The organism is Embleya scabrispora DSM 41855 (assembly GCF_000372745.1).
GTDB lineage: Bacteria > Actinomycetota > Actinomycetes > Streptomycetales > Streptomycetaceae > Embleya > Embleya scabrispora.
In genome coordinates, this window is sequence record NZ_KB889668.1 from 123650 (window position 1) to 133217 (window position 9568).

At 71.0% G+C, this 9568-nt stretch carries 13 protein-coding genes; 9 read left to right on the forward strand and 4 right to left on the reverse strand.

The window, feature by feature from the left end; genetic code table 11:
• The first annotated feature begins 191 nt into the window (after window positions 1-191).
• Window positions 192-812, forward strand: a complete 621-nt coding sequence (locus A3IC_RS0121985) for a hypothetical protein (RefSeq protein WP_026218571.1) — start codon at window positions 192-194, stop codon at window positions 810-812.
• 135 nt (window positions 813-947) lie between these two features.
• Here the strand turns inward: A3IC_RS0121985 and A3IC_RS0121990 are convergent, their stop codons facing one another.
• Both A3IC_RS0121990 and A3IC_RS0121995 read right to left on the reverse strand, forming a co-directional pair.
• Complete coding sequence (locus tag A3IC_RS0121990; RefSeq protein ID WP_158696050.1) at window positions 948-1205, reverse strand: DUF6422 family protein; 258 nt, start codon at window positions 1203-1205, stop codon at window positions 948-950.
• Window positions 1206-1375: 170 nt separating this feature from the next.
• Window positions 1376-1900 carry a MarR family winged helix-turn-helix transcriptional regulator gene (locus A3IC_RS0121995; RefSeq protein ID WP_020552216.1) on the reverse strand — a complete coding sequence of 175 codons (525 nt, stop codon included), beginning with the start codon at window positions 1898-1900 and terminating at the stop codon, window positions 1376-1378.
• Window positions 1901-2021: 121 nt separating this feature from the next.
• Between A3IC_RS0121995 and A3IC_RS0122000 the strand changes: the two genes are divergently transcribed.
• On the forward strand, window positions 2022-2744 hold the full coding sequence (locus tag A3IC_RS0122000; protein WP_020552217.1) for a dienelactone hydrolase family protein: 723 nt from the start codon (window positions 2022-2024) through the stop codon (window positions 2742-2744).
• A gap of 38 nt (window positions 2745-2782) precedes the next feature.
• Here A3IC_RS0122000 and A3IC_RS0122005 read toward each other — a convergent pair whose 3' ends face one another.
• Window positions 2783-3949, reverse strand: coding sequence for a pyridoxal phosphate-dependent aminotransferase (locus tag A3IC_RS0122005; RefSeq protein WP_040877002.1), 1167 nt, complete (start codon window positions 3947-3949; stop codon window positions 2783-2785).
• Between the two features lie 81 nt (window positions 3950-4030).
• Between A3IC_RS0122005 and A3IC_RS0122010 the strand changes: the two genes are divergently transcribed.
• Both A3IC_RS0122010 and A3IC_RS0122015 read left to right on the forward strand, forming a co-directional pair.
• A complete protein-coding gene (locus A3IC_RS0122010; RefSeq protein WP_052173697.1) occupies window positions 4031-4567 on the forward strand; it encodes a helix-turn-helix domain-containing protein in 537 nt (178 codons plus the stop codon).
• Window positions 4568-4778: 211 nt separating this feature from the next.
• Window positions 4779-5900: a poly(ethylene terephthalate) hydrolase family protein gene (locus A3IC_RS0122015; protein ID WP_020552220.1), complete on the forward strand. Its 1122-nt coding sequence runs from the start codon at window positions 4779-4781 to the stop codon at window positions 5898-5900.
• Window positions 5901-5957: 57 nt separating this feature from the next.
• Here the strand turns inward: A3IC_RS0122015 and A3IC_RS68850 are convergent, their stop codons facing one another.
• Window positions 5958-6401 carry a heme-binding protein gene (locus A3IC_RS68850; RefSeq protein ID WP_020552221.1) on the reverse strand — a complete coding sequence of 148 codons (444 nt, stop codon included), beginning with the start codon at window positions 6399-6401 and terminating at the stop codon, window positions 5958-5960.
• A 223-nt stretch (window positions 6402-6624) separates the two neighbouring features.
• Between A3IC_RS68850 and A3IC_RS68855 the strand changes: the two genes are divergently transcribed.
• The 5 genes from A3IC_RS68855 (at window position 6625) to A3IC_RS0122045 (ending at window position 9310) form a co-directional block, all read left to right on the forward strand.
• A complete protein-coding gene (locus A3IC_RS68855; protein WP_020552222.1) occupies window positions 6625-7014 on the forward strand; it encodes a cupin domain-containing protein in 390 nt (129 codons plus the stop codon).
• A gap of 163 nt (window positions 7015-7177) precedes the next feature.
• The gene (locus tag A3IC_RS0122030; RefSeq protein ID WP_020552223.1) at window positions 7178-8008 is read left to right on the forward strand and encodes an oxidoreductase; all 831 of its coding nucleotides are present in this window, start codon (window positions 7178-7180) and stop codon (window positions 8006-8008) included.
• 146 nt (window positions 8009-8154) lie between these two features.
• The gene (locus A3IC_RS0122035; RefSeq protein ID WP_020552224.1) at window positions 8155-8472 is read left to right on the forward strand and encodes a GNAT family N-acetyltransferase; all 318 of its coding nucleotides are present in this window, start codon (window positions 8155-8157) and stop codon (window positions 8470-8472) included.
• A gap of 100 nt (window positions 8473-8572) precedes the next feature.
• Window positions 8573-8761 (forward strand): hypothetical protein, encoded by a 189-nt coding sequence (locus A3IC_RS68860; protein WP_158696051.1) that lies wholly within the window; start codon window positions 8573-8575, stop codon window positions 8759-8761.
• Window positions 8762-8950: 189 nt separating this feature from the next.
• On the forward strand, window positions 8951-9310 hold the full coding sequence (locus A3IC_RS0122045; protein ID WP_020552226.1) for a GNAT family N-acetyltransferase: 360 nt from the start codon (window positions 8951-8953) through the stop codon (window positions 9308-9310).
• Window positions 9311-9568: the final 258 nt, after the last annotated feature.

The window sequence follows — 9568 nt, forward strand, 5'->3', positions numbered from 1 at the left end:
GTCGGCGGCCGGCGGTCTGCACGGCCGGCCGGCCGATTTGCATCTGCCGGCCAAATGCTCATCATTGGGTCGCAAATGCGAGCCGATCCGCCATGCCGGTTCAGAGATGTATTTTGTGTTCGGACCCTTCGGCATGGGCATGATCCGGAACGGTGGCCGAACGGGTGATCACGCGATCGGAAGGAGCAGCGGTGAGCGATCGCGGGATCCGGGAGGTCGGGCTGGACGGGGAGTTGACCAGAATCGCCGGGACCGAGGTGCGCATCGTCGTCGAGGGCATCGCGGCGTGGGGCATCGAGTGGACCGACGGCCCGACGGTGGATCGTATGCGCGGACACGTCGCCGCCGTGCGCACCGCCCGACGCCGCGTCGCACCCCCCGAGCATCGGCTCGCCTACCGCCGTCGGCAGAGCCCGCGAGCGTGGGCCGCGCGCGCGATAGCCGTGTTGCGGGACGCGAACTCGGCCCGCGCGGTGGCCGCGGGCGCTGCGCTGCGTCGCAATCATCCGGCCGCACAGGGGTGGCGGACCGGTGGCCTCACACCCGAGGACCACGCACTGCTCGACCTGGTCCAGCGGTTGTCCGAGGGCATCGCCGACCCCGAGCGCGCGGACCGGCCGGAGGACGAGCCGCTGATCCGCCGACTGCTCGACGAGGGCAACCACTCCAAGGAAGCCATGTGCAGGCTCCTCAACGACGGCTCCGACGGCTCCGACGGCCTGGGCTTCGGCGTCGGCCTCGGCACGACAATCGCCGAGAGCCCGCGCGAGCGGGTGCGATTGCGGCTGGTCTCGGGGGACTCCGGCCGCTGAGCACGGCAGCCGGCCGGGCCCGGCCGGCGCGGGCGGGCGGGCGAGCGGCGGCCGATCGAAGTTCGCGGTCGAGGCGACATTCGGCGCCCAGTGGTGGAGATCGAGCGGGAACCGCTCCCGATCCCCACCGGAGGGTCAGAACACGTCGTGGCTCATCCAGTCGTGGCCGCATCGGGCCGGAGAGGTCCGCTTGCACTTGTTCAGACCGTCCGCGCCGAAAATGAAGGAGTCGCAGCCGCACCGGCGGCACGGCGTCCCGCCACCCTCGTCGGGGTCCACGCCTGCATCGAGCACCCGGGCCCGCGCGTCGTCGTACGCCTTGGCGACACTCGCCGCGGCGTCCTCCACGACCTTCTGCTGCTCTTCGGTCAGCTTCCTCTTACCACTGGACACGGTCGTCTCCGCAACCTCGTTCGAGAGATGCCCCCTGTTTCCAAGGTCCTGCGGGCGGTCCACGCCCGCAACCGGAGACATCCCGGGTCCGGCCCGGTGGATCTCGGCGGATCGGGCCGCGCCGTCCGGTGCCGTGCGACCGTGGAACCGAGAAGCAGCCGCAGGGTGTTCTACTCGCCTGTTTCTCCGGCGCGGCGAGGCGCGGTGCCAGGCGGCGCGGTTCGGGTGTGGTAATCCAGCAAGCGGCCGAGCAACCGCGTCAGTTGGTCGCGCTCGGCCGGACTCAGCGGCGCGAGCAGTTCGTCGTGGAGGTCGTCCAGGACCTTGTCGAGGCGGGGCAGGCGACGACGGCCTCGGGCGGAGATCGTGATGATGTTGCGGCGCCGGTCGTCGGGATCCGGCACTCGCTCGACGAGGTCACGCTCGGCCAGTTCGTTGAGCACGCCGACCATGTCGCTGCGGTAGATGCCGGTTCGCCGACTCAGCGCCGCCTGGCTGCCGGGCCCGTATTCCTGGAGCGAGGCGAGCACGGCGTAGTGCCACTTGCGGGCGTCGACCCGAGCCAACCCCTCGTTGATCAGCCGGTCCGACCGCGTGGTCAGCTGCGACAACTGTCGGCTCGGCAGTCGACGCAGCCGATCGGGCGTCCGGCTCGTGCCGTCGTCGGGCATGTCCGCGGCCTCGGCTGTGATCATGGCGCCGATCCTATCCGTTGCGTTAGTCACACTAACGATGTACGGTCACTCACGCCGAAAACGTTAGTGAGATAAACGTTATTTGGTGAACTGAGGGAGGAAGACCGCTATTCCCACCACGATGTTGCAGATTCCCACCACGGACGGCCGGGCCGACGCCTTCGCCGCCTTCCCCGACCGCGGCGAGCGGCACCCGGGGGTGCTGATGTACGCGGACGGCTTCGGCATCCGGCCCGTACTGCGGGAGATGGCCCGCGAGCCGGCCGAGCACGGGTACTACGTGCTCGTCCCCAACCTCTTCTACCGGCACGGCCCGGCACCGGTGATCGAACTTCCCGAGTACATCGGAGAAGAGGTCCGGCCTGCGGTCTTCGCCCGGTTGATGCCCATGATCGAGGCGCACACCACCGAACGTGTCCTGAGCGACGCCGACGCCTACCTCGGGTTCCTCACCACTCGGCCCGAGGTCGGCGCGGGGCCGGTCGCGGTGACCGGCTACTGCATAGGCGGCCTCCTGGCGATGCGCACCGCCGCGGCCCACCCCGGCCGGGTGGCCGCCGTCGCCGGATTCCACGGCCCCGTGGGCGCCGACGGGCCTGACAGCCTCGCCGAGCTCACCGCCGAGGTCTACCTCGGGCACGCCGAAACCGACATGACGCCCGAGGCTCTCGGCGAGCTCGACCGGGCCCTGGACGCCGCGGGTGTCGACTACACCTCCGAGATCTATCCCGGCACCGTTCACGGCTTCACCATGTCCGACACCGACGCCTTCGACCCCGCCGCACTGCGGCTTCACTGGGACCGCCTGCTCCCCCTCCTCGGCCGCACCCTGGCGAACGGCTGAGGCTCCGGCGGGTCGTGAACTCCCGGACAGGCTCCCGGTCAGCCGAATGCCGCCGCGAACCGGGCGCGTACGTCGCCCAGTCGCTCGACCGGTTCGTTGGCGAAGACCAGACGCAGATGCGTACTGCCCTGCGGCCCCCAGCCGTTCATCGGTGTGGCCGCGATCCGCCCGAGCCGGAACAGCCGTTCGGCGGCGACCTCCGGGGCCAAGCCCAGCGCGGCGGTGTCGATGAGCAACGACCAGCCCCCGTGCGGTCGGATGCACGGGTAGTCGGCGAGCGCGTCCACGATGGTCGCGCAGCGATCCCGCCAGATCGCGGTCGCGGCGGCCACGTCGGCGTCCGCGTCGGGTGCGGACAGCGCGGCGGCGACGGCCGCCTGGCCGATGCCGACCGGGCAGACCACGTTGCTCAGACCGACGAGTTTGACGTCGGCCATGATCTCGGCGGGCCCGACCACCCAGCCCACCCGCCAGCCGATCATCCGCAGTTCCTTGGAGGCCGCGCCGCAGGTGATGGTGCGGTGGGCCAACCCGGGGTGTGCCGCCGGGTGGTCGGGCGCTCTGCCGTCGAACCGGATGCGCTCCATCGCCGCGTCGTAGATCACCCAACAGTCGTGCCGGGCCACCGCGCGGGCCAGTGCGTCCCAGTGGGTGTGGTCGAGCAGCGCGCCGGTGGGCATCACCGGGGCCATCACGAGCACCGCGGCGGTGTTCGGGCCGACCGCGGCGGCGAGTTCGTCCGGGTCGGTGCTCCACCCGTCCGGGCCCGCGGTGCACGGCACGTGACGCGGAACGCCGCCGACGAGGCGGATCCGGTTGACCAGGCCGGCGTAGATCGGGTCGGCGAGCACCACCTCGCGGCCCGGTTCGACCGTGGCGAGGAGTACGTCGAGGATGCCGTTGAGCCCGCCGGCGGCGTTGACCACCTGATCGTGCGGGTCGTACGCGCGCCCCGCGATGCGGCCCACGTGCGCCGCGACGGCCTCGCGCAGGGCGAGCGAACCGTGGAACGGCAGGTAGCTGTTGGCGTCGTCGTCGTCGACCGCGGCCTTCGTGGCGGCCAGGGCGACGGCCGGCGGGCGGATGTCGGTGTCGAGGTTCTCCAGCCGCAGCAGGTCCGGATCGTGTGCGGCGTCGGCGGCGGCACCGACCTTGTCCACGCCGATGCCGGGGATGTGCTCCAGGCGGGAGACGCGCGTGATCATGTTCTCCATCCCAACGGTGTCGAGGAGCGAACGTCACGGTGTACCGGTAAACTGGTACGAGGATCCAGCATAATGAACGCCATGACCATCGCAAGGGAAATCGGACGCAACATCCGGGTGCTCCGCGAAGCGGCCGGCCGTTCGCTCGCCGACCTCGCCGCGAGCGCGGGCCTGAGCAAGTCCACACTGCACGGCATCGAACAGGGCGAGGCCAATCCCACCCTGAGCACGTTGTGGGCGCTGGCGGGCGCGCTCGACGTCCCGCTGGGCGGCCTGCTCGACGGCGGTGCGCCGGCGGTCACGGTGGTCCGGGCCGACCAGGGGCCGCAGGTGAGCGGCGAGGCGGTGCACGCCCGCCTGCTGCACCGGGTGCACGTACGCGGCTGGGTGGAACTGTACGAACTCGACGTCACCGACGCCGAACAGGTCTCGGCAGCGCATCGCCCCGGCGTCGAGGAGTGCCTGCTGGTCACCGCCGGCCGGATCGAGACGGGTCCGGTCGCCGATCGTCGGGAGTTGTCGACGGGCGACTCGATCCGCTTCGAGGCGACCCGTCCGCACGTGTACCGGGGTCTGGCCGAGGACAACCGGGCCGTGTTGCTGATGGTCCATCAATAGCCGTGCGGTGCGGGACGCCGGCCGGGCCGCGCGTCGAGGGCCGGTCGCGGTCGCCTTCGGGCGACGACCGACGACCGACGACCGACGACCGACGACCGACGACCGACGACCGACGACCGACGACCGACGACCGACGACTGTGACCGGGGTCTCGATACTTTGGCCAAGTATCGCCGTGTGAAAGGGAGTCGGCGGGCTGTTGACTCCCTTCATGACAACCACATTCGTGCCCGAGAGTCCGGTACGACCGGACCGGCCCGGACCTTTCGGCATCGGCACCATCGAGTTCCCGTTCTGGACCGGTGGACCCGGGTTCACCCTTGCCAAGATCAGTTATCCGGCCGAGTACGACGGCTGGTTGGCCCCGGCCGACAAGTCCGAGGGCTCCTACCCGTCCATCGTTTTCGCGCCGGCGACCTGGACCGGCTCGAACATGTACGACTGGTTCACCGACTACGTGGTGCGGCACGGCTACATCGTCTTCCGCTACTTCCCGGAGAACATCCTCGCGCTCGACCCGCACGTGCACGCGGACACCATCAGCGATGCCATCGACAAGCTGATCGACATCGACGACGACCGGTTCAACCCGCTGCGCGGCCTGATCAAGCAGGACGCGTTCGCAGCGGTGGGGGTGTCCCTGGGCGGGGCCGGCGCGCTGATCGCGGCGGCCAAGGACACGCGAATCCGCGCGGTCATGGGCTTCGCACCCGGTCGCAACGTCAAGGAACCCGACCTGTACGCGCGGATCGACGCCGACGTCGCCAAGGTGGCCGCGCCGACGCTGATCGTGTCGGGGCAGAACGACAAGATCTCACCCGGATCGGGCGTGCACTACCTGAATCTGGTCCCGCGGGGCTACAAGGCGTACGTGGAGATCAGCGGCGGCAACCACGTGCAGTTCCTCGACCCGAGCGACATGGACATCCACCTGCCCGGCCTGCCCCGGGACGGCAAGCCCGGAATCGACTTCGCCGAACAACACGCGATCACCAATGTGTACGCGACCGCCTTCCTGCACGCGGCGCTGAAGGGGTACGGCCACTGCGAGGGGTACGTGTCCGGCGAGGACGCGATGACGGCGCTGAAGAACGGCCGCCTCTCCGACCTGCGTTCGGAGGCGGGCCCGCTGCCCTTGCCGTTCCCGCCGGCGACGAGCGGCGTACGCGGCGCGGTGGCGGCGGCGGGAACGGCGGCCGCGTCCGGGAACCTGGTCGAGGCGGCGACCACGGTCACCTCGGCGCTGCTGCTGCGCGTCAACGGCCTGGTCCGGGACGTGGCCCGCGGGGTGGAGCGGGCGACGGTGGCGGTGGAGAAGCGCATCGTGGGTTGACCGGTTCCCGGTTGGCGACCATCCGGTGCCGGGCGCGGCATCGGATAAACGCCCGCGTCATCGCCGGAAGGATTCGGCCGCGGCGCGGGCGAGTTCGTCCTCGTACTGCGCCGCGTCCCCGCTGACCCCGACCCCGCCCACGGGTCGGCCGTCGACCAGGAGCGGATGACCGCCGCGGCCCAGATACCAACTCCCTTGCTGAACGAAGCCGGACGCGAACGCCGGCCGATCGCCCAGCGATTCCTCCATCGCCGCAGTGGCCCGCCCGAAGGCGGCGGCGGTGCGAGCCTTGGCCGTGGCCAGATCCGCGCTGAACCGCAACGCGCCGTCCATGCGCTCGAACGCAACCGGTACGCCGGCGCCGTCCACCACCGCGACGCTCACCGCGCGCCCGGCCGCCGCTGCCGCGGCCACCACGTCCCGCACGATCGCCCGCGCGGCACTCGCGGCCACATCGTGGTTCGGCACGACGTGCCCGGCCCGGTTCCCCTTGTCTGCCACCGTTGCTCCCGCGTCGAGGGACCGCACGCGGACCCGGCCGGACCACGTGGAGGCTTGCGGACACGCCCCAGGCCGCCCCAAGGGTGCCGGCGCGGCGATGATTGCGAAAGAGGCGTCCCGGGCCCGGATTCGAGTGCCCGGGCAGCGGAGGCGGACTCGCCCATTCGGTGTGGTTCGGCGGCACGCGCGTTTCCGGCATCGGCCCGGCGTCGACCCTGAACCCATGGTCGACCGTGAATTCGTGAACCAAGCCGTGCTCGTACCCGCCGGCGCCGACGTCGTCGGTGCGCAGGGCATCCGGATCAGCGAACGTGTGTCCGCCGCGACCGTGGGCGCCGGACGTCTGTGCGGGTTCTTCGCCACGCTCGGCCCGGGCGAGCGGACCGCGGTGCACCACCACGGGGACGAGGAGACCATCGTGTTGCTCACCGCGGGAAGCTGCGACGTCTTCTCCGGCGAGGGTTTGGCAAGCGGGGTGCACATGCGGGTGGGCGACGTCGTGTTCATCCCGGCCGGCTGTCTGCACCAGGTATTGGCCGGGCCGCACGGGTTCACCGTGTTCGAGGTGCGATCCGGCGCCACGGACCACACGGTGGTCGTCGGCCCGCCGTGACCGGGCCCGTCCTCGGTCGTCGGTGGCCCCTTCGTCGATAACCATCGGCTATCACCATCGGTCTTGGACCGGGCACCGGCCCGCACGACACAGTGATGGCACGGGAAACGCCGCCGACGACGACGTGCGGAGTCGGCGGGACGATCACGAGGGGAACCACACGATGAGCAGAATCTGGTTGGTCACCGGTGCGAACAGCGGCTTCGGGCGGGCCATCACCGAGGCGGCCGCGGCCGCCGGCGACACCGTGGTGGCCGCGGCGCGCCGGCCCGAGTCGTTGGCCGATCTGGTGGCCGCGCATCCGGACCGGATCGAGGCGGTCCGCCTGGATGTGACCGACGCGGCCGGGATCGAGGCCGCGGTGGCTGAACTGGTGGTCCGGCACGGCAGGGTCGACGTCCTGGTCAACAACGCCGGTCGCACCCACGTGGGCGCGCTGGAGGAGACCACCGACGCGGAACTGCGCGCACTCTTCGAGGTGCACGTCTTCGGCCCGGCCGCGCTGGTGCGCGCCGTGCTGCCGCACATGCGCGCTCGCCGGTCCGGGGCGATCGTGCAACTGAGCAGCATGGGTGGACAGATGTCGTTCGCGGGCTTCTCGGCCTACAGCGGTACCAAGTTCGCCTTGGAGGGTATGTCCGAGGCACTGGCCGACGAGGTGCGGCCGTTCGGCATCAAGGTGTTGGTGGTCGAGCCGGGTGCGTTCCGGACCGGCCTGATGGGCGCCGCCGGTGCCAGTGCCGAGATCGCCGAGTACTCCGAGTCGGCGGTGGGCGTCACCCGAGGGATGGTCGGCGCGGGCGACGCGCAACAGCCGGGCGATCCGGCCAAGGCCGCCACCGCGATCCTGACCGCGCTCGCCGCCGAGGCCACCCCGCTGCGCCTGCCGCTGGGCGCGGACGCGGTGGACGCGCTCGTCGCCCACCTCGACACCGTGCGGTCCGAGATCGACGTGTGGGAGAAGGTCGCCCGCGCGACGGCGTTCGACGCCTGAGCCGGGCCGAGCCCGCGCGCACCGGGCAATCGGCGGGCGCGGGCGGCCCGGATCCGCAGGTCGCGGCCGGGCCCTTCGGATGGGACGCGGGCGCTGGGTACGGTGAAGGTCCGGGTCGTACGTCCCGGTCCGGACCAGGAGGCACCATGCGCACGCGCGTGATCGACAACCCGGCGCAGTCCCGATTCGAGCTTCTCGCCGGCGGTGATCCGGCCGAACTCGCAGGGTTCGCCGAATACTTCCCGGGCGACGACGACGTGATCGCGTTCATCCACACCGAGGTGGATCCGCGCTTCGCCGCGCACGGTCTGGGTGACGTGCTGGTGCGATCCGCACTCGACACCGCGCGCGAGCGCGGCGTCGGGGTGGTGCCCAACTGCGCCTACCTGCGTGCCTGGATGATCGAGCACCCCGAATACCTCGACCTGGTCCCTCTACGGCATCGGTCCGCCCTGGGGCTGTGATCCGCCCGAAGGGTGTCGGCGTCGAGGTCGGCCTGGCAGTCTTGACGCACGGGTGCCACGGGGTGATCCGGGTGACCGCGCGAATTTCCGAGGAGTGTCGATGGGGGAGCCCTTGCGGGACCGGATCGGCCCGGAGCGATTCGATCAACTGATGGAGGAGGGCGTCCGGAAGGCCGTCGCCGAGCTGCATGCGGCCGGGCTGCCCTCGGTCGGGACCGACGAGAGTGGTCGGATCTGCAAGGTGTACGCGGACGGCACCAAGGTGTATGTCGACGACGAGCCCGAGTGAGCCCGAGCCCGTTCGGGGCGGCGGGCCGGCGGGTTCGGGGCGGAACGGCGGCAGCGGTGGCGACACGGCCGCCTGCGGCGCCGGATACGGTGGGACGCGCGAGTGCGGCGATCGGTGTGGCCGAAGGACGTGCGCGCGGACGACATTGCCCGGGCCGCAGGTCCCGATCGTGACCCAGGAGGCAGCGGTATGGAAACGCGTGTGACCGACAACCCGGCGCAGTCCCGCTACGAGATATTCACCGCCGTCGAGGCCGCTGTCGGCACCTCGACCGGCCCGGTCGCCCCGCCGCTGCGGGCGACCGAACTCGTGGGCTTCGCCGAGTACTTCGTCAGCGGCGACGAGGTCGCTTTCACACACACCGAGATCGACCCGAAATTCGGTGGCCGGGGCTTGGGCGGTCGGCTCGCCCGCGCGGCGCTGGACGCGGTCCGGGAGCGGGGCCTCGCGGTGTTGCCGTACTGCTCGTTCATCAAGGACTGGATTGTCAGGCACCCGGAGTACACGGACCTGGTTCCGGAGGATCGACGCGACGCGTTCGGACTGTGATTACTGCTTGTTGGGCGCCTTCGGCGCCGGCTCGCGAGGCACCGCTTTTTTGCTCCCCCGCTTCGCTCCTCCGCAAAAAAGCGGCCCCTCGCTCGGGACTTCGTGTCCCTCCGCTTCGCTCCGGGCCACGAAGTCCAAACTGGCGGCTCCGCCGCTCTCCGCGCTTCGCGCGTCGATCACTTGGGTGGGGGTGGGTCGGGGGCGCTGACGCGCCGGGGCGGAGTTGAGCTTGGCGACTTGGGGGAGTTGAGCTGGCGA

What these genes read in the sequence shown, in the direction of transcription:
- A3IC_RS0121995 (WP_020552216.1), bottom strand. Translation starts at nt 1,900, where the DNA reads ATGATCACAGCCGAGGCCGCGGACATGCCCGACGACGGCACGAGCCGG.
- A3IC_RS0122000 (WP_020552217.1), top strand. Translation starts at nt 2,022, where the DNA reads ATGTTGCAGATTCCCACCACGGACGGCCGGGCCGACGCCTTCGCCGCC.
- A3IC_RS0122005 (WP_040877002.1), bottom strand. Translation starts at nt 3,949, where the DNA reads ATGATCACGCGCGTCTCCCGCCTGGAGCACATCCCCGGCATCGGCGTG.
- A3IC_RS0122010 (WP_052173697.1), top strand. Translation starts at nt 4,031, where the DNA reads ATGACCATCGCAAGGGAAATCGGACGCAACATCCGGGTGCTCCGCGAA.
- A3IC_RS0122015 (WP_020552220.1), top strand. Translation starts at nt 4,779, where the DNA reads ATGACAACCACATTCGTGCCCGAGAGTCCGGTACGACCGGACCGGCCC.
- A3IC_RS68855 (WP_020552222.1), top strand. Translation starts at nt 6,625, where the DNA reads ATGGTCGACCGTGAATTCGTGAACCAAGCCGTGCTCGTACCCGCCGGC.
- A3IC_RS0122030 (WP_020552223.1), top strand. Translation starts at nt 7,178, where the DNA reads ATGAGCAGAATCTGGTTGGTCACCGGTGCGAACAGCGGCTTCGGGCGG.
- A3IC_RS0122035 (WP_020552224.1), top strand. Translation starts at nt 8,155, where the DNA reads ATGCGCACGCGCGTGATCGACAACCCGGCGCAGTCCCGATTCGAGCTT.
- A3IC_RS68860 (WP_158696051.1), top strand. Translation starts at nt 8,573, where the DNA reads ATGGGGGAGCCCTTGCGGGACCGGATCGGCCCGGAGCGATTCGATCAA.
- A3IC_RS0122045 (WP_020552226.1), top strand. Translation starts at nt 8,951, where the DNA reads ATGGAAACGCGTGTGACCGACAACCCGGCGCAGTCCCGCTACGAGATA.